The organism is Streptomyces sp. NPDC046197, assembly GCF_040646295.1.
Lineage (GTDB): Bacteria > Actinomycetota > Actinomycetes > Streptomycetales > Streptomycetaceae > Streptomyces.
In genome coordinates, this window is record NZ_JBEYZY010000023.1 from 41,838 (window position 1) to 60,868 (window position 19,031).

Here is a 19,031-nt window from a genome sequence, read left to right on the forward strand (position 1 = left end):
TCAGTCCCGCAGCCTGGCGGCGACGCGGCGCCCCTGGCGGGTGAGTCCGTCGTGCGGCACCCGGCTTGCCGGAAGCCGGCCGAGGTAGGCGGACCGCAGGCCTTCCACCGCCTCGTCGTCCGTGGCGAGATCGAACAGGTCCAACAGGGCGTTGAACTTCACCTGCTGTACTCCTTCTACGATCAGCTCGGCCAGCGACCCGGCGGTTTCCGGCAGGGTGAGCCCCAGGGCGCCGAAGGCCTGCGGGTGGGCGGCTGCCGTTTTCTGCCCGTCTTCCCCGCGCAGGGGGGTACATGCGGCGAGCAGGGTGCGGATGCCCGGTGCGCGGCGGGCGTGCCGGGTGCGGACGATGTCGCAGGCCTCGGTGAACCGCCGGGCCCACAGGCCGTACTCGGCGTCGTCCAGTCGGGGCGAGGGCGTCGCGGGGTAGCCGTCCCGGTAGGGGTCGCCGTCCTCCAGGAGGACCCGCAACTCCCCGGCCACGATGCGGCGCACCGGCTCCCAGCGCCCGGCGCGGTCCGGGGCGCGGGCGACCGGCAGCGCGGCTTCGTGGCCGTCGGTGCCGATCAGCAGGGTGCCGCCGTGTGCGGCGAGCACGACCTGGTCGCCGGACGCGGGCAGGACCAGACGCCCGAAGGAGGGCACATGGATCGAGCCGGCGGTCGCGGGCAGCCCGATCCGCAGGTCGGCGCCCGCACGCAGGGCCGCGGACACGGCGATCTCGGCGAGCCGCTGCCGGACGGCGTCCGGCCGCAGCCGTCCTTCCAGGCCTCGCACCGCCCACGCGCCGAGGTAGGGGTGGCGCAGCGCGGCGGCCGTCTGGTGCGGCCACCGGCGGTCCAGCCGGGTCAGCGCGGCTGCCTCGGGGCCCGGGTACCTGGCGCACACGGCGGCCAGCAGCATCCTGCGGATGCTGGCCTCGGCGCGCAGCAGGCCGCGCAGCGCGTCGTCGTCGCCGTCGCCCGCGGCCAGGGAGTCGAAGCCGGCCGGGGTGAGGGTGTGGGCGCGGACGGCCCGGCCCGGGCCGGGGGCCCGCAGGACGTGGCCGATCAGCCGGAAGAGGTCGTCGCAGTACACGGACGGGTTGTCGAAGGCGTTGCCGGAACGGTGGCGGTGACCGTAGAGCCCGCCCCCGCAGATGCGCACCACGCGGCAGTCCCGGCAGGTGCGGCACAGGCCGGCCACTCCGGTCTGCTGGGCGAGGAACCCGGGGTGCCCGGCCGCCTGGTCGAAGGAGTGGCGCAGGACGTGGAATCCGGTCCGTGGCGCGTCCTGCTCCGCCGTCTTGAGCCAGTCGGCCTGCTCGATCTCCCCGTCGGTCTCCACCACGACGAGGTCGGGGCTGCCCAGGCCGAGCGCCTCGGTGAAGGAGTCGCGACCGTCACGGCCGGCTTCGAGCGAGTCGAAGAGGCGGACCGGGAAGGGGCGGCCCCTGTCTCTCCAGCGGTCGTAGACGCGGATCAGCCACTGGGCGTAGGCGTCCGGAGGGTCCGCGGGACGCGGCGGTGGGTGGTCCCAGGTGGCGTGCGGCAGCAGGAAGTCCACCCGGGGCGGGGCGAGCGCGGCCAGGGCCTCGTACACGGTGATCGGGTCGTTCTCGACGTCGACGGTGCACAGCAGGCCCGCGAAGGCGGACCGGTAGCGCGGAGAGCCGATGAGGCGGACCGCGCGCACGACCGCGTCGTAGGATCCCGTGCCGTCGCTCCGCCTGCGGTGCCGGTCGTTGGCGGCGCGGTCCCCGTCCAGCGAGATGCCGGCGCGGATCCCCTCGCGGACCAGCATGGCGCAGACGTCCTCGTCCAGCAGAAGGCCGTTGGTCTGCATGCGCAGGTCGAGGTCGCACACTCCGTCGAGGGCCTCGCGCAGGGCCGAGGCGATCCGGGCCAGCCGCTCGCGTCCCGCGAGCAGCGGCTCGCCGCCGTGCAGGATGACGTGCAGCCGCGGCACCTCGGGGTGGGCCCGGGCGTGCTCGGCGATCCGGGACACCGTCGCCGTCACCACCGCGTCCGGGACGACCCGCGGTCTTCTGCGCCAGCTCTGGTCGGCGTGGCGGTAGACGTAGCAGTGGTCGCAAGCGAGGTCGCACCTGCTGTGCACCTTCAGGACGAACTGCCTGAACCCCCTCGCCTCGACGGTCATCGCCCGCGGTGTCCGGCCCGTTCAGATGCTGGAGTTGAAGCTGGGGCCCCACGGCCCCGTGGACGGCAGCAGTCGGCTCAGCGTGCCCGGGTCGGTGTCGGCCAGGGCGTCCAGGGGCGTGCCGGCGCAGTCCGGGATGCGGGTGGTGCACTGCGGCGGCTGTGTGGTCGTCGCCGGTAATCCGTTCGGATCCGCACCGGAATGTGCTCCGGCAGTGCTCATCGTGGTCTCCTTCGCCGGTTCAACGGACGGGTAGACACTGGGCAGTCGAGGTGCGAGGACACCTCACCGGACCACCATCATCAGGGCCGGATCAGCGCAGTGACAAGAGCCGCGAAGGGCGCATACGAGCCAGGTTCGGCCAGGCCCGCGCGGGACGACTCCGCACGCGACGCCCGTGATCGGCAATCCAGGGGGTGCCGTTCGGATCACCCCCTAGGGAACGGTGCCGGCCCCCGGTGCCCGGCCGGCCGTGGACTGCTCGCGTCCGGCCAGCCGGCTGTGCGAGCGGCCGTAGAGGAAGTAGACCCCGAAGCCGATCACCATCCAGACGGCGAACCGGAGCCAGGTCTCGGCGGGCAGGTTCAGCATCAGCCACAGCGACGCGCACACCGACAGGATCGGGATGACCGGCACCCACGGGGTGCGGAAGGCGCGGTGCAGGTCGGGCCGGGTCCTGCGGAGGATGATCACACTGATCGCGACGACGACGAAGGCGAACAGCGTGCCGATGTTCACCAGCTCCGCCAGTTCGCTCAGGCTGGTGAAGCCGGCGACGATCGCGATGATCACGCCGAGCAGGATGGTGGGCCGGTGCGGGGTCCGGAAGCGCGGGTGGACGCGGGAGAAGAAACGCGGCAGCAGTCCGTCCCGGCTCATCGCGAAGAACACCCGGGTCTGGCCGAGCAGCAGGATCATGCAGACCGAGGTCAGACCGACCGCGGCGCCGAAGCTGATCACGCCCGCGAACCAGGGGTGGCCGACGGCCTTGAACGCGTCCGCGAGGGGGGCATCGATGGACAGGTTCCGGTAGTTCTGCATACCGGTCACGACGACCGCCACCGCCACGTAGAGCACGGTGCAGATGAACAGCGAGCCGAGGATGCCGCGCGGCATGTCGCGCTGCGGGTTGCGGGTCTCCTCGGCGGCCGTGGCCACGATGTCGAAGCCGATGAAGGCGAAGAAGACGACCGAGGCGGCGGTGAAGATGCCCATGACGCCGTAGTTGGACGGCGCCCAGCCGAACATCAGCTGGATCAGCGGGGCCTTGAGGCTGCTCTCCGCCGCCACGGTCTGGGCCGGGGGGACGAACGGCTGGTAGTTGGTGCCCGTGATGAAGAACGCGCCCGCGATGATCACGATGAGGACGACGGTCACCTTGACGGCGACGATGACCGTGGTGACGCGTGCGGACAGTTTGACGCCGACGACGAGGATGCAGGTGAGGACGAGGACGAGGGCGGCGGCCAGGATGTCGAACCCGAAGCCCGAGGCGCCCTCCCGGCCCGACAGATAGGCCGGCAGGTGCCAGCCGACGTTGTCCATGAGCGAGCGGATGTAGCCCGACCAGCCGACGGCGACCACCGCCGTGCCGAGGGCGAACTCCAGGACCAGGTCCCAGCCGATGATCCAGGCGGGCAGTTCGCCCAGGGAGGCGTACGAGAAGGTGTACGCGGACCCCGCCACCGGGACGGTGGAGGCGAACTCCGCGTAGCACAGCGCGGCGAGAGCGCAGACGACGCCCGCCGCGACGAAGCCCAGGGAGACGGCCGGACCCGCGTTCTCCTTGGCGACTTTGCCGGTGAGGACGAAGATGCCGGTGCCGATGATGACACCGACACCGAAGACGGTCAGATCCAGCGCGGACAGGGACTTCCTGAGTGCGTGTTCGGGTTCCTCGGTGTCCTGGATCGACTGCTCGACGTTCTTCGTCCTGAAGAGCGTACTGCTCACGTGCCTACCTCCCCTGTTTGCCGTCCTCTTTGTCGTCCTCGACATGGCTCGACTTGATCGAGAGGGCTGGGGATGCGTATGCCCCGGCACTGGCAGGTTCACGCAGCGGGGCCGGTTCCGCCACCGGTGGGGTGGCGGAACCGGCCCAATGGGTTGAAGGGCCCGTCGGAGTGTCAGTCGCGCGCGGGCTCCACCGAGTCGACCTCGGCGCCGGTCCGCTCGAACCGGCCGTCGAGCTTGGAGACGAGCCCGGTGACCTGACGGGCGATGTCGGGCGCGGTCAGGCCGATCTCCGCCATGACCTCGGCGCGGGAGGCGTGGTCCAGGAAGCGCGGCGGGATGCCGAAGTCGCGCAGCGGCACGTCGACGCCCGCGTCCCTGAGGGACTGGGCGATCGCGGAGCCGACACCGCCGACGCGGGAGTTGTCCTCGACCGTCACCACCACGCGGTGCCGTTCGGCGAGCGGGGCCATGGCCTCGTCGACGGGCTTGACCCAGCGCGGGTCGACGACGGTGGTGGAGATGCCCTGCTTGTCGAGGAGCGCGGCGACCTCCAGGCACATCGGTGCGAGGGCGCCGACGGAGACGAGGAGCACGTCCGGGGTGTCGGTGCCCGGCTCGCGCAGTACGTCCATCCCGCCGACGCGGCCCACGGCGGGTACGGCCGGGCCGACGGCGCCCTTGGAGAAGCGGACCACGGTCGGCGCGTCGTCGACCTCGACCGCCTCGCGCAGCTGGGCGCGGACCTGGTCGGCGTCGCGCGGGGCGGCCAGCCGAAGACCGGGGACGACCTGGAGGATCGACATGTCCCACATGCCGTTGTGGGAGGCACCGTCGGTGCCGGTGATACCGGCCCGGTCCAGTACGAAGGTGACGCCGCAGCGGTGCAGCGCCACGTCCATCAGCACCTGGTCGAAGGCGCGGTTGAGGAAGGTGGCGTACACGGCGAACACGGGGTGCAGTCCGCCGTGGGCCAGGCCGGCCGCGGAGACCGCGCCGTGCTGCTCGGCGATGCCGACGTCGTAGACCCGGTGCGGGAAGGCCTTGGCGAACTTGTCGAGGCCGACCGGCTGGAGCATGGCGGCCGTGATGGCGACGACGTCCTTGCGCTCCTTGCCGAGCTTGACCATCTCGTCGCCGAAGACGGAGGTCCAGTCGGCGCCGGACGTGGCGATGGGCAGGCCGGTGTCCGGATGGATCTTGCCCACGGCGTGGAAGCGGTCGGCCTCGTCCTGGAGGGCGGGCTGGTAGCCGCGGCCCTTCTCGGTGAGGCAGTGCACGATGACCGGGCCGCCGAAGCGCTTGGCGCGGGCGAGGGCGGACTCCAGGGCCTCGATGTTGTGGCCGTCGATCGGGCCGACGTACTTCAGGCCCAGGTCCTCGAACATGCCCTGCGGGGCGATGAAGTCCTTCAGGCCCTTCTTGGCTCCGTGCAGGGTCTCGTAGAGGGGTTTGCCGACGACGGGGGTGCGCTCCAGTACCTCTTTGGTGCGGGCCAGGAAGCGCTCGTAACCGTCCGTGGTGCGCAGGGTGGCCAGGTGGTTGGCGAGGCCGCCGATGGTGGGCGCGTACGACCGCTCGTTGTCGTTGACGACGATGACCAGCGGGCGGTCTTTGGCATCGGCGATGTTGTTGAGCGCCTCCCAGGCCATGCCGCCGGTCAGCGCGCCGTCGCCGATCACCGCGACGACGTGGCTGTCGCGCTCCAGCAGCTGGTTGGCCTTGGCGATACCGTCGGCCCAGCCCAGGACCGTGGAGGCGTGGCTGTTCTCGATGACGTCGTGCTCGGACTCGGCCTGCGAGGGGTAGCCCGACAGGCCCCCCTTCATCTTCAGGCGGGCGAAGTCCTGGCGGCCGGTGAGCAGCTTGTGCACGTAGGACTGGTGGCCCGTGTCCCACAGCACCTTGTCCTTCGGTGAGTCGAAGACCCGGTGCAGGGCGATGGTCAGCTCCACGACGCCGAGGTTGGGGCCCAGGTGGCCGCCGGTCTTGGAGACGGCCTCGACGAGGAAGGTCCGGATCTCCTCTGCCAGCTGGTCCAGCTCCTCCAGGCTGAGCCGGTCCAGATCGCGCGGTCCCCTGATGCGGGTCAGCAGCGGCACCCGTGCCTCCTTGCAGTAGAGCTGATCGAGCTGTTGCCGGGCCTGTCGAGTCTAATGTTCCGCCTGAGCGGCCGATGTCCGGGCCGTGCGTCGTAGGTCACGCGAACGGCGGTACCCCGGTGAGACCTTTTCCATGACATGACTGTGCCCGGCACCGCCGTTGGTGCCGGGCACAGTGGCTTGGCCGGACGGCGCTACGCGCGCCCCGCCGTCTTCTGCGTCTTGCGGGTCACCGCGTCGATGACGACGGTCGCCAGCAGGACGCCACCGGTGATCATGTACTGAACCGGGGAGGCGATGCCCTCCAGGGCGAGGCCGTACTGGATCGAGATGATCACCAGCACGCCCAGGAGCGCGTTCCAGGTGCGGCCACGGCCACCGAAGAGGGACGTACCGCCGATCACGGCCGCCGCGATCGCGTTCATCAGCAGATCACCGCCACCGGCGCCCTGGTTGGCGGACGCGATCTTGGAGGCGATGAACAGACCGCCGAGCGCCGCGAACGTGCCGGAGATGGCGAAGACCGAGATCCGGACCATGTCCACGTTGATACCGGCACGCCGGGACGCCTCGACGCTGCCGCCGAGTGCGAAGATCTTGCGGCCGTACGGGGTGCGGCGCAGGACGAAGTCGGAGACCAGCAGCACGCCGACGAAGACCACCACGGCGAGCGGCAGACCCTTGTACTGGTTGAACACGATCGCCACGGCGAAGGAGACGACGGCCAGCAGCCCGGTGCGCAGAATGGTTTCGCTGAGCGGCCTGGACGGCACGCCGGCGGCCTCGCGGCGCTTGTTGCCGTAGAAGGAGCTGAGGAAGAACAGCACCGTCACCGCGGCGGCCAGACCGTAGGCCGCGGCCACGTCGGAGAAGTAGTACGTGGTCAGCTTGGCGACCAGTCCGTCGCTGTTCAGGTTGATCGTGCCGTTGTCGCCCAGGATCTTGAGCATGAAGCCGTTCCAGAACAGCAGGCCGGCCAGGGTGACGGCGAACGCCGGCACACCGATCTTGGCGAAGAAGAAGCCCTGGATCGCACCGGCGACCGTTCCGGTGAGGATGGCCAGCACGAAGGCCAGCACCTCGTTCATGCCGTGAGTGACGTTCAGCACCGCGAAGGTCGCGCCCGCCACACCGGAGAGCGAACCGACCGACAGGTCGATCTCACCGAGCAGCAGGACGAACACGATGCCGACGGCGATCATGCCCGTGCCGACCATGGCGACGGAGATGTCGGACAGGTTGCCCGCGGTGAGGAAGTTGGAGTTCAGGCTCTGGAAGATGATCCAGATGACCACCAGGCCGATGACGACCGGCATGGACCCGAGGTCACCGGCCTTCATCTTCCGCTTGAACTCGGTGACGTATCCCGCGAGGCCCTGTTCGCGCACCAGCAGTCGGGGGTCGACGGCGACGTCGGAGCCGCGTGCCGCCTCGGGGTTCTCCACGACGGTGTCCTCGGGGGGCGTGGAGGTCTTGTCGATGCTCACTTCTTGATCTCCCCATTGGTGCGCGCCGCACGACGGGTGACGGCATTGTCCGTGGCGCCGGTGATGGCGGAGATGATCTCTTCCTGTGAGGTCGACTTGACCTCGAAGACGCCGTTGTTGCGGCCCAGACGCAGGACGGCCACCTTGTCGGCGACGGCCTTCACGTCGGCCATGTTGTGGCTGATGAGGATCACGGCGTGACCGCGCTCCCGCAGCCGCTCCACCAGGTCGAGGACCTGAGCGGTCTGCTCGACGCCGAGGGCGGCGGTGGGCTCGTCGAGGATGACGAGCTTGGGCTCACCGAGCATGGAGCGGGCGATGGCCACAGTCTGGCGCTGACCGCCGGAGAGCGAGGCGATCGGGATGCGGACGCTGGGGATGCGGATGGAGAGCGTGTCCAGCAGCTCGCGGGAGCGGCGCTCCATCTCCACCTCGTCCAGGACACCGCGCTTGCGGATCTCCCGGCCCAGGTAGAGGTTGCCGACGACGTCGATGTTGTCGCAGAGGGCGAGGTCCTGGTAGACCGTCGCGATGCCCAGGTTCTGGGCGTCGTGCGGCTTGCCGATCTGGACCGTCTTGCCTTCCCATTCGATGGCGCCCTCATCGATGGGGTGCACGCCGGCGATCGTCTTGACCAGCGTGGACTTTCCGGCGCCGTTGTCGCCGACCAGGGCGACCACCTCACCGGCGTGGACCTCAAGCTCTACGTCGGTGAGCGCCTGGACGGCACCGAACCGCTTGGAGACCCCGCGCAACGCCAGCACGGGCGTAGCGGACACGTGAACCATCTCCTTCGCCGCCTGACCCGGCGGGAGGTTGTGCAGAAGTTTGGGGGGATTGTTCCGTCCGGCACCCCGCACGAGCTTGCGGGGCTGTTTGATTCGCGGGGCGCCGGAGGAGCCTGTGGGCGCCTTCGTCCCGCTGGGGGAATTCAAGAGCGAATTCCCCTAGTTGGAAAGGCGCGGACCGCTGCTTACTTCAGACCGATCTTGTCGCAGGCCGCCTTGTACTGGGCGGTGCAGATGTCCGGGATCGTGTAGACGCCGTCCTTGACGACGGTGTCCTTGATGTTGTCCTTGGTCAGCGCGGTGACCGGCACCAGGACCGAGGGCACCTGCTTGGTGGTCGGGCTGTCGACCTTGTCCTTGGCGACGGAGAGCGGCTTGCCCTGGGCCAGGTCCACGGCCATCTCGGCGGCGGCGGCGGCCTCGGGGGCGTACGGCTTGTAGACGCTCATGTACTGCTCACCGGAGACGATGCGCTGCACACCCGCGAGCTCCGCGTCCTGGCCGGTGACCGGGATGTTGGAGATGCCGGCGGCCTTGAGGGCGGTGATGATACCGCCGGCCATGCCGTCGTTGGCGGAGTAGACGCCGACGAGGTTGTTCTTGCCGAGAGCCGAAATGGCGCCCTCCATGTTGGAGTTGGCGTTCTCCGGCTTCCACTCCTTGGTGTCGTACTCCTTGCCGACGTTCACCTTGCCGTCGAGCACCTCGTGGGCGCCCTTCTTGAACTGCGCGGCGTTCGGGTCGGTGGAGGAGCCGTTCATCATGACGATCTTGCCGGACTTGGCCTTGGAGCCCAGCGCCTTCAGCAGCGCCTCGCCCTGGGTCTTGCCGACCGTCTCGTTGTCGAACGAGGTGTAGGCGTCGATCGGGCCCTGCGCCAGGCGGTCGTAGGCGACGACCGGGATGCCCTGGTCCTTGGCCTTCTGCACCGAGTTCTTGATGGCGGCGGCGTCCACGGCGTCGACGATCAGCACGTCCACCTTGTTGGTGATCATGGTGTCGACCTGCTGGTTCTGCAGCGAGGCGTCCTGCTTGGCGTTGGCGTAGACGACCTGGCCCTTGCCGTTGGTGAGCTCCTTGACCTTCTTCTCGATCATGGGGCGGTCGAACTTCTCGTAACGAGCGGTCTGGTTCTCCGGCAGGAGCAGACCGACCTTGATGGCATCGCCCTTCTTGGCGCTGCCGGAGGCCTTGGCGGAGCCGCCACCGGACTCCTTGGCGCTGCCACAGGCGGCGAGCGAGACGGCCATGGCACCAGCAGCAACGGCGAAGGCCGCACGACGCATACGCGTGTTCACTTCTTTAAACCTCCCTGACGAGGCCGCGTCGTTGCGGCCGAGGTGGCTGGAAGTCAACTCGGCCACACGTGCGACGTCAAGAAGTAAATCCTTAACGAGATGGCAACGGTGCCATCCGTTCTCTAAGTGAACGCGGGGGTAGCCGCCGGCAGGGAGCCGTCCAAAAGGGTCGAATCGCCCATCTCGCTGAGCGCGAGGGCGAGCGCCCCGAGCACCTCCGCACGGCCCCCAAGTGCCCCGGGAAGTACGGAGAGTTGGCGCGCCGCGCTGGGGATGGCGTACCGCCCGACGGACTCCCTGATCGGGCCGAGCACCAGCTCACCGGCCTCGGCGAGGTCGCCACCGAGGACCACCCGGCTCGGATTCAGCAGGTTGCACAGATTGGCAACCCCGCTGCCCACGTGCCGGCCGACGTCGGCGATCACCCGACGACAGCCCGGATCACCGCCCTGGGCGAGCCGTACGACGCCCTCCATGGTGAGGTCGGTGCCGTGACTGGACTGGAGCAGCGGCAGCACGTAGCGCGCGGCCGCGAAGGTCTCCAGACAGCCCCGGTTGCCGCAGCGGCAGACCGGGCCGGATTCGTCGAGAGTGATATGACCGATTTCGCCCGCTGTGCCGCCCGGTCCGCGGTAGATCTTCCCGTTGATCACCAGGCCCGCGCCGACACCGCTCGCGATCTTGATGTACGCCAGGTCGCGCACCCCTCGGCCGCTGCCCCACACCAGCTCACCGAGGGCGCCGAGGTTGGCGTCGTTGTCCACGTACACGGGCACCCCGAGCCGCCCGCGCAGCTCCTCCGCGGGCTTGATGCCGGTCCAGCCCGGCAGGATGGCCGTGGACCCCAGGGTCCCGGACTCCACGTCGATCGGGCCGGGCACACCGAGGCCCACTCCGGCGATCTTGGAACGGTCGACCCCCGTGACCGCGATCAGGCGGTTGACCAGCTCTTCCGCCCGGTCGAAGCCCTCCGTCGAGGAGGCGTCGACATCCAGCGGTTCGGCCTCCTCGGCCAGCACCTGGTGGGCCAGGTTCCCGATCGCGACCCGCAAATGGGTATGCCCGAAGTCGACACCGATCACGATGCCGGCATCCCCGCTCAGGGACACGCTCCGGGCCCGGCGGCCGCCCGCCGAGGTGGGCGTGACCTGCACCGTTCCGCCGTCCTTTAGCTCCCGCACGATGTTGGAGACCGTCGCCGCGGACAGTCCCGTGGTCCTCGCGATCTCCGCCTGCGTGAGGGATCCTGCCAGCCGCACGGCGCGTACGACCCGCTCCAGGTTGGCTCGGTGCAGCGACGACTGCGACCCTGGAGTCTCCACGACGACCTCCTGAGCGCGGGGCCGCTTCGGCGAGGCCCCGTCTATGTCCAACTAGTGAACTCTAAGCTGAGCTGTTCGGGTTGCCTCCCGTCAAGAGGTTGAACCGTTTCCGGGTCCTTGGCCACACCTGCGGAGTCATGCACATGCACCCGGATGCCGCGCCCGGCGGCCGGGGGCGGCGTGGATGCGGCGGGGGCGCGGCGGAGGTCCCGGGGTTACTTGAGGGCTCCGGCCGTCAGCCCCTGCACCACCTGGCGCTGGAAGACGATGTAGGCCACCAGCACCGGCAGCATCGCCATGACCAGGCCGGCGAAGAGACCGGACCAGTCCCCCTTGTAGCCCTGGCTGACGGCCAGCTGGACCAGTCCCTGGGTGAGCACGTGCTTGTCCGGATCGGTGTTCAGCACCGTCGGCAGCATGTACTGGTTCCACTGGCCCAGGAAGTTGAAGATCCCCACGCTGATCAGGCCGGGCTTTGCCATCGGCAACATGATCTGGAAGAACGTACGGGTGTGCGACGCACCGTCCACGAACGCGGCCTCCGCCACCGAGGTCGGCAGGGTCCGGAAGAACGCGGTGAGAAAGAACACCGTGAACGGCAGCGAGTAGGCGATGTAGACCAGGATCAGGCCGTGGATCGTGTTCAGCAGCCCCATGTTGTTCACCACGTAGAACAGCGGGACCAGCGCCAGCATGATCGGGAAACTCATGCCGCCGACGAACAGGAAGTAGATGAAGCGGTTGCCCGGGAAGTCGAACCGGGCCAGCACATAGGCCGCCATGGAGCCCAGCACCAGCGTGCCGATGAGCGAGCCGCCCACCACCAGGACGGTGTTGAGGAAGTAGTCACTCATGTTGGCGTCGGTCCAGGCCCGCGCCCAGTTGCCGAAGTGCAGCTTGTCGGGCAGCGCCCAGGGCGAACCGAAGATGGAGCTGTCGGTCTTGAAGGACGTCATCACCGCCCACAGCAGCGGCATCACGACCATGATCGCCCAGATGACGAGGATCCCGTGCGAGAAGACGTTGAGGACGGTGCCCTCCTTCTTCTCCTTGCGCGCTGTCCCGGCAGGCGTGCCGATCCTGTCGACGGGGGCTCCGGACTCGGCCGGTACGGGAGCAGAGGTCTCGGTCGTCTTCATCTGATCAGTACTCCAGCCGCTCGCGCCGGCCCAGCCGCATCACGACGGCGGCGAAGGCCAGCGTGACGACGAGCAGGGCGACGCCGATGGTGGTGGCGTAGGCGGCCTGACCGTCACGGAACGCCTTCTGGTACACGTACAGGACCATGACGGTGGTCGAGTAGTCGGGGCCGCCGGGCCCGGTCGTCATGATCTGCACGACCGCGAACGACTCCGCCCCGAGCGCGAGGATCCCCATGTAGACCCAGCCGGACTGCACGGTGTCCCACAGCAGCGGAAGTGTGATCCGGAAGAACGTGGTGGCCCGGCCGGCACCGTCGAGCAGCGCGGCCTCGTACAGGTCCGCCGGAATGGAGGCCATGCCCGCCGAGAAGAGGACCACGAAGAAGCCGACCGTGGACCAGACGAGCACGGCCATCACGCACCACAGGGCGAGGCCCGGGTCGCCCAGCCACAGCGGCTGGACGCCGTCGAGGCCGATACCGCGCAGCAGGGAGTTGATCGCGCCGCTGTCCGGGTTGTACGCGAAGGCGAACAGCAGGGCGACGATCGCGATCGACAGGACCTGGGGGAAGAAGTAGACGATCTTGTAGAACGAGGAGCCGCGGACGCCGGAGATCACGGGCCCGCCTCTCCTGCGCCGCCCCCCGACGTTGATCATGAAGGCGAAGAACAGCGCCAGACTGATCGTCACCAGTGGCAGCAGCAACGCGAACAGCAGGCTGTGCTGCAACGACTTCCAGAAGATGTCGTCGTGGAACATCCTCGTGTAGTTGTCGAAGCCGACCATCTTGAAGTCGGGGCTCAGGCCGGTCCAGTCCGTGAACGAGTAGTAGATGGACTGGATGAACGGCCAGACGACGAAGAGCGCGTACAGCCCCAGGGGCACCGTCAGGAACCCCACGATGAACCGGTACTTGCCGTGCTGCATTGCTACCGACCCCGATCTCTGGGCGGGCGTCGCCGCCAGGGCCCGCCCGGCCGATCCTGCCCAGGACGCGGGGTCCGGACCGCGTTGGCCGGCGCCGTCGCCCGGCGCCGGCCCGGTCCGCCGGGCGGGCCCTGGTGACGGACCCTCACTGGTGCTTGTAGTGCTTGATCGACGTGTCCTTCGCGGCCTCGTCGGCGAAGCCCTGGATCTTGTTGATGGCCTCCGCCGGGGTGAGGCGGCCGGCCATCATCTCGCCGAGACCGGCCACCCCGATCTTCTCCTTCTGCAGCTGCACGTACCAGTCCTGCAGCCGCGGGTTCACCACGTTGGAGCCTGCCTTCTCCAGCGCCGCGACGCCCGACTTCAGGCCCGGGGTGAGGGGGATGCCGGTGGTGCCGCCGTTGTACGCGGTCAGCGACTTCACCTTGGCCGTGAAGTTCTTGGAGGACGCCTCGCTGAGCATGATGCGCAGCTGCTCCATGCCGCCCTCGGCGTTCGCCGCCTTGGCCGGGACGATGAAGGGCTCACCGCCGGACGCCCAGATGGTGCCGAACGGCATCTTGTCGGAGCTGTCGAGGCCGCTGGGCGCGGAGACGGCGAGGTTGAAGTCCTTCGGGATGACGTTGGCGGACTCGTTCTCCACCCAGGATCCGTTCGGGATGAACAGGGCCTTGCCCTGCGCCCAGGCGGTCTGCGACTGGATGTGGTCCAGGCCCGGCGTGCCCTTGAGGATGTAGCCCTTCTTGTAGAGCTCGTAGTAGGCCTCGAAGCAGGCCTTGACCGCCGGATGCTTCCAGGCGTTGGGCTCGAGGTTGTCGATCGCGTCGAGGACCTCGCGGCCGCCGACCTTGCCGATCATCGGGTAGAGCGAGAAGGGGAGGTAGTACGGGTACTTGCCGGCGTAGGTCCAGCCGGCCATGCCCTTCTTCTTCGCCTTCTCGCAGACCTTGAGCATCTCGTCCCAGGTCTCCGGGTACTTCTCGCCGAGCGAGTCCAGGGCCTTCTGCGAGTACCAGACGCCGTAGACCGTGTAGGCGTAGTACATGATCCAGACCGGCTTGCCGTCGAACTGGCCCATTTCCACGATGCCGGGACGCAGCGTGTCCCGGACCTTCTTGTTGGGGTCGTCGTACGAGGGGGCATCCAGCAGCGGGGTGAGGTCGGCGAGCTGGTTCTTGCCGACGAGGACGCCCATGTCCATCTGCTCGGCACCGGAGTTGTCGATGAGGTCGGGCGGGTTGCCCTGGTTGAAGCGCGGCTGAAGCGTCGACTGGATCTTCTGGGTGGCGGAGAACTTCACCTTCGCCTTGGGGAAGTCCTTCTCGTAGATCTTCACCGCGTCCTGCGCGTACTCCTTGCCGAATCCGCCGTCGAACAGTACGAATTCCATTTGCGCGGTGTCGTTGACGCCGAGGGGGTTCTTCGCGGTCTTCTTTCCCGCCTTGGCCTTCCCCTGGCCGTCGCCGCCGCTGCTGGCACACGCGGACAGGAAACTCACCGCGGGCACGCTGATCAGGCCGAGCGCCGCCGAGCGCTTCATCAGATCGCGGCGGCCGACGCCCGCGGAGCCTTGGTTCTCGGATCCCATGCTCAAGTCCTCGCCTTCTCCAGGACTCAGGCGGTGAACCGGATCCTCCCCGGCACCGCGGTCAGGTCAAGCAGGGTCGTGCAGGAAGTGCTTCGTGCGTCATGTACCGGGATCGGCCGGAAAACAAGGAGGCCGGCGCGTTTCGCACGTCGAACCACCCTTTCCGGCTCCCCCCGGACCCGCTTCCGGCCACTCGAACGGCTAGGCGGACGCCGACAGGTATAGTCCACTTCCCGCCAGCGGAGCAAGATCGAATGCAAGGTTGGCTGTCGGTCTTTTCCGAGTTGAGACCTCGCGGAAATGTGAGCCGCCTGTGCGTTCCGTGGCGGAAATATCCGCGACTTTGTGCCCGAATGCCACGCTCAACACCCTTGACATCACAGACCACTTGCCTCCCTACTGGTCCTTGCGCACGAGAGCTGACAACGTTGTCTGAGCGCAGGGAGGGTCGTCTCGTATGCAGCGCAGAGTACGGCACAGATGGGGTCCGGCGGTCGTCATCACGGCCGCCTTCGTCATGGCCGTGGGCTCCCAGGGGGCGGCGGTCGCGCTGCCCGGCAAGGCCCCGGCGGCCGACCGGGAGTTCACGTCCTCGTTCGAGTCGGGAGATCCCGCGCCCAACTGGCTGAACACGGTCGACACCGCGCCGGACGGCAGCAAGCGCGCCTCGGGCGTGGACGGCGGCTACAGCACCGGGATTCCGGGCAATGTCGACGACCACGTCACCGACGTCCGGGCGAGCGGGGAGAACACCGGCGGGGGCGAGGTGAAGGAGAACCTCGTCGACGGCGAGTCGGGCACCAAGTGGCTGACCTTCGAGCCCACCGGCTGGGTGGAGTTCGACCTCGACGCACCGGTGAAGTTGGGGAAGTACGCCCTCACGTCCGCCAATGACCACGCCGAACGGGACCCCAGGGACTGGACGCTCCAGGGCTCCACCGACGGCAGGGACTGGAAGACCCTCGACACCCGCTCCGGGGAGACCTTCGCCCAGCGGTTCCAGACGAAGACGTACGACCTCGCCGCTCCGGCCGAGTACCAGCACTTCCGGATCGACATCACGAAGAACGACGGCGCCGGCATCCTGCAGCTCGCCGACGTCCAGTTCTCCACCGGCGGCGGTGCACCGGCACCGCAGGACATGCTGTCGCTGGTCGACCACGGACCGAGCGGCCCGCCCACCGCGAAGTCGGGTGCCGGCTACACCGGCAGGCGGGCGCTGCGGTACGCCGGACGGCACACGAGCAGCGGGCGGGCGTACTCGTACAACAAGGTCTTCGACGTGAACGTCGAGGTCGCCCGCGACACCCAGCTGTCGTACCGCGTCTATCCGTCCATGGCGGACGGCGACCGCGACTACGACGCCACGAACGTCGCCGTCGACCTGGCCTTCACCGACGGCACCTACCTGAGCCGACTGGGCGCGACGGACCAGCACGGCTTCGGCCTGAGCCCGCAGGCGCAGGGCGCGGCCAAGGTGCTGTACGTCAACCAGTGGAACAACGTGGTCTCGCGGATCGGGTCGGTCGCGGCGGGCAAGACCGTGGACCGGATCCTCCTCGCCTACGACTCCCCCGCCGGGCCGGCGAAGTTCCGGGGCTGGCTGGACGACGTGGCCATCAGGCGGGTCGCCCCCGAAAGACCCAAGGCGCATCTGTCCGACTATGCGCTGACCACCCGCGGCACCAACTCCAGTGGCAGCTTCTCGCGCGGCAACAACTTCCCGGCGACCGCGCTGCCGCACGGCTTCAACTTCTGGACCCCGGTGACGAACGCGTCCTCGCTGAGCTGGCTGTACGAGTACGCGCGCGCGAACAACGGCGACAACCTGCCGACCATCCAGGCGTTCAGCGCGAGCCACGAACCGAGCCCCTGGATGGGTGACCGGCAGACCTTCCAGGTGATGCCGTCCGCCGCCTCCGGCACGCCGGACACCGACCGCACGGCCCGCGCGCTCGCCTTCCGGCACGAGAACGAGACCGCGCGCCCGTACTACTACGGGGTGCGGTTCGAGAACGGGCTGAAGGCGGAGATGACGCCCACCGACCATGCGGCGGTGCTGCGCTTCACCTATCCGGGCGCCGACGCCAGTGTGCTGTTCGACAACGTCACCGAACAGGCCGGGCTCACCCTCGACAAGGAGAACGGGGTCGTCACCGGCTACTCGGACGTGAAGTCGGGCCTGTCGACGGGCGCGACCCGCCTCTTCGTCTACGGGGTGTTCGACAAGCCGGTGAAGGACGGCTCCGCCGGCGGCGTCAAGGGCTACCTCCGCTTCGACGCGGGCGCCGACCACACGGTCACCCTGCGTCTGGCGACCTCGCTCATCGGCATCGACCAGGCAAAGGACAACCTGCGCCAGGAGATCCCGGCCGGCACCTCCTTCGACACGGTCAGGGCCCGCGCCCAGCGGACCTGGGACAGGCTGCTCGGCAAGGTGGAGGTCGAGGGCGCCACGCCGGACCAGCTGACCACGCTGTACTCCAGCCTGTACCGGCTGTACCTGTACCCCAACTCGGGCTTCGAGAAGGTCGGCGGCAGGGACCAGTACGCCTCGCCCTTCTCACCGATGCCAGGTCAGGACACCCCCACCCACACCGGCGCGAAGATCGTCGACGGCAAGGTCTACGTCAACAACGGCTTCTGGGACACCTACCGGACCACCTGGCCGGCGTACTCGCTGCTGAGCCCGGGTCAGACCGGGCAGATGGTCGACGGCTTCGTGCAGCAGTACAAGGACGGCGGCTGGACCTCGCGCTGGTCCTCCCCCGGATACGCGGACCTGATGACCGGCACGTCGTCGGACGTGGCGTTCGCCGACGCGTACATCAAGGGTGTCGGCTTCGACGCGAAGGCGGCCTACGACGCGGCGCTGAAGAACGCGACGGTCGTGCCCCCGATGTCGGGCGTGGGCCGCAAGGGCATGGCCACCGCGCCGTTCCTCGGCTACACCAGCACGGACACCAATGAGGGCATGTCGTGGGCGCTGGAGGGCTACGTCAACGACTACGGCATCGCGAGGATGGGCCAGGCCCTGTACCGGAAGACGGGCGAGAAGCACTACAAGGAGGAGTCGGAGTACTTCCTCAACCGCGCCCAGGACTACGTCAAGCTCTTCGACTCCGGGATCGGCTTCTTCCAGGGCCGGGACGACCAGGGCAACTGGCGCGTCGACCCGGCCAGGTACGACCCGCGCGTGTGGGGCTACGACTACACGGAGACCAACGGCTGGGGCATGGCCTTCACCGTGCCGCAGGACAGCCGGGGCCTGGCCAACCTCTACGGCGGCCGGGGCGGGCTGGCCCGGAAGCTGGACAGGTACTTCGCCACGCCGGAGACCGCGTCCGCGGATGTCGTCGGCTCCTACGGCGGTGTAATCCACGAGATGACGGAGGCGCGGGACGTACGGATGGGCGAGTACGGGCACTCCAACCAGCCCTCCCACCACGTCCTGTACATGTACGACGCGGCCGGCCGGCCGTACGAGGCGCAGGCGAAGATCCGCGAGGTGCTCTCACGGCTCTACGTCGGCAGCGAGATCGGCCAGGGCTACCACGGCGACGAGGACAACGGCGAGCAGTCGGCCTGGTACGTCTTCTCCGCGCTCGGCTTCTACCCGCTGGTGATGGGCAGTGGAGAGTACGCCATGGGCTCCCCGCTGTTCACCAAGGCGACGGTGCACCTGGAGAACGGCCGTGACCTGGTGGTCAGGGCGCCCCGCAACAGCCGCACCAACGTGTACGTGCAGGGAGTGCGGTTCAACGGCCGTGCCTGGACCTCGACATCGCTGCCCCACTCCCTGATCTCCAAGGGCGGGGTCCTGGACTTCGACATGGGCCCGCGGCCGTCCTCGTGGGGCACCGGGAAGAACGCGGCGCCGGTCTCGATCACGACCGACGACAAGGTGCCGGCCCCGCGGGCCGATGTCCTCAAGGGCGACGGGCCGCTGTTCGACAACACGTCGGCGACGGCCGCGACGGTGACGACGGTGGACCTGCCGACCCAGGGGAACACTAGGGCGCTGCAGTACACCCTGACCTCGTCGGCCGACCACACCAGGGCCCCGACCGGCTGGTCCCTGCAGGCCTCCTCGGACGGCACCACGTGGACGACGGTGGACCGGCGCTCCGGCGAGTCCTTCACCTGGGACCGGCAGACCCGCCCCTTCACCATCGCCGCCCCGGGCACCTACCAGAAGTACCGCCTGGTCCTGGACGGGGAGTCGGCGCTGGCGGAGGTGGAGCTGCTGGCCTGACCGCGAGGGCGTGACAGCTGTGGCAGGAC

The 19,031-nt window shown here is 68.7% G+C and carries 12 protein-coding genes; 1 reads left to right on the forward strand and 11 read right to left on the reverse strand.

Translation table 11 applies throughout. The features are described 5' to 3' along the window. From AB0A61_RS28075 to ngcE, 11 genes are all read right to left on the reverse strand, one after another. Complete coding sequence (locus AB0A61_RS28075) at positions 1-2,139, reverse strand: FxsB family cyclophane-forming radical SAM/SPASM peptide maturase (RefSeq protein WP_361297913.1); 2,139 nt, start codon at positions 2,137-2,139, stop codon at positions 1-3. Between the two features lie 21 nt (positions 2,140-2,160). Next, positions 2,161-2,361 carry a hypothetical protein gene (locus tag AB0A61_RS28080; RefSeq protein ID WP_361297916.1) on the reverse strand — a complete coding sequence of 67 codons (201 nt, stop codon included), beginning with the start codon at positions 2,359-2,361 and terminating at the stop codon, positions 2,161-2,163. Positions 2,362-2,574: 213 nt separating this feature from the next. Beyond that, complete coding sequence (locus AB0A61_RS28085; RefSeq protein ID WP_361297919.1) at positions 2,575-4,092, reverse strand: amino acid permease; 1,518 nt, start codon at positions 4,090-4,092, stop codon at positions 2,575-2,577. A gap of 173 nt (positions 4,093-4,265) precedes the next feature. After that, positions 4,266-6,194 (reverse strand): 1-deoxy-D-xylulose-5-phosphate synthase, encoded by a 1,929-nt coding sequence (gene dxs, locus AB0A61_RS28090; protein WP_361297921.1) that lies wholly within the window; start codon positions 6,192-6,194, stop codon positions 4,266-4,268. Between the two features lie 194 nt (positions 6,195-6,388). Beyond that, the gene (locus AB0A61_RS28095) at positions 6,389-7,681 is read right to left on the reverse strand and encodes a sugar ABC transporter permease (RefSeq protein WP_361297923.1); all 1,293 of its coding nucleotides are present in this window, start codon (positions 7,679-7,681) and stop codon (positions 6,389-6,391) included. Then, positions 7,678-8,469 carry an ATP-binding cassette domain-containing protein gene (locus tag AB0A61_RS28100; protein WP_361297926.1) on the reverse strand — a complete coding sequence of 264 codons (792 nt, stop codon included), beginning with the start codon at positions 8,467-8,469 and terminating at the stop codon, positions 7,678-7,680. Before AB0A61_RS28100 ends, AB0A61_RS28095 begins: the two co-directional genes overlap by 4 nt. Before the next feature lie 185 nt (positions 8,470-8,654). Next, positions 8,655-9,755: a substrate-binding domain-containing protein gene (locus AB0A61_RS28105; protein WP_361298107.1), complete on the reverse strand. Its 1,101-nt coding sequence runs from the start codon at positions 9,753-9,755 to the stop codon at positions 8,655-8,657. A gap of 134 nt (positions 9,756-9,889) precedes the next feature. Beyond that, positions 9,890-11,089, reverse strand: coding sequence for an ROK family transcriptional regulator (locus tag AB0A61_RS28110; protein ID WP_361297929.1), 1,200 nt, complete (start codon positions 11,087-11,089; stop codon positions 9,890-9,892). 215 nt (positions 11,090-11,304) lie between these two features. Next, positions 11,305-12,228: a carbohydrate ABC transporter permease gene (locus AB0A61_RS28115; protein ID WP_361297932.1), complete on the reverse strand. Its 924-nt coding sequence runs from the start codon at positions 12,226-12,228 to the stop codon at positions 11,305-11,307. A 4-nt stretch (positions 12,229-12,232) separates the two neighbouring features. Continuing rightward, positions 12,233-13,159, reverse strand: a complete 927-nt coding sequence (locus AB0A61_RS28120; RefSeq protein WP_361297935.1) for a sugar ABC transporter permease — start codon at positions 13,157-13,159, stop codon at positions 12,233-12,235. 145 nt (positions 13,160-13,304) lie between these two features. After that, positions 13,305-14,747 carry an N-acetylglucosamine/diacetylchitobiose ABC transporter substrate-binding protein gene (gene ngcE, locus AB0A61_RS28125; RefSeq protein WP_361297938.1) on the reverse strand — a complete coding sequence of 481 codons (1,443 nt, stop codon included), beginning with the start codon at positions 14,745-14,747 and terminating at the stop codon, positions 13,305-13,307. Positions 14,748-15,204: 457 nt separating this feature from the next. Here ngcE and AB0A61_RS28130 point away from each other — a divergent pair, with 457 nt between their 5' ends. Beyond that, positions 15,205-19,002 (forward strand): GH92 family glycosyl hydrolase, encoded by a 3,798-nt coding sequence (locus AB0A61_RS28130; protein ID WP_361297941.1) that lies wholly within the window; start codon positions 15,205-15,207, stop codon positions 19,000-19,002. The last annotated feature ends 29 nt before the right edge of the window (positions 19,003-19,031 follow it).

What these genes read in the sequence shown, in the direction of transcription:
- AB0A61_RS28075 (WP_361297913.1), bottom strand. Translation starts at nt 2,139, where the DNA reads ATGACCGTCGAGGCGAGGGGGTTCAGGCAGTTCGTCCTGAAGGTGCAC.
- AB0A61_RS28080 (WP_361297916.1), bottom strand. Translation starts at nt 2,361, where the DNA reads ATGAGCACTGCCGGAGCACATTCCGGTGCGGATCCGAACGGATTACCG.
- AB0A61_RS28100 (WP_361297926.1), bottom strand. Translation starts at nt 8,469, where the DNA reads ATGGTTCACGTGTCCGCTACGCCCGTGCTGGCGTTGCGCGGGGTCTCC.
- AB0A61_RS28105 (WP_361298107.1), bottom strand. Translation starts at nt 9,755, where the DNA reads ATGCGTCGTGCGGCCTTCGCCGTTGCTGCTGGTGCCATGGCCGTCTCG.
- AB0A61_RS28115 (WP_361297932.1), bottom strand. Translation starts at nt 12,228, where the DNA reads ATGAAGACGACCGAGACCTCTGCTCCCGTACCGGCCGAGTCCGGAGCC.
- AB0A61_RS28120 (WP_361297935.1), bottom strand. Translation starts at nt 13,159, where the DNA reads ATGCAGCACGGCAAGTACCGGTTCATCGTGGGGTTCCTGACGGTGCCC.
- ngcE (WP_361297938.1), bottom strand. Translation starts at nt 14,747, where the DNA reads ATGGGATCCGAGAACCAAGGCTCCGCGGGCGTCGGCCGCCGCGATCTG.
- AB0A61_RS28130 (WP_361297941.1), top strand. Translation starts at nt 15,205, where the DNA reads ATGCAGCGCAGAGTACGGCACAGATGGGGTCCGGCGGTCGTCATCACG.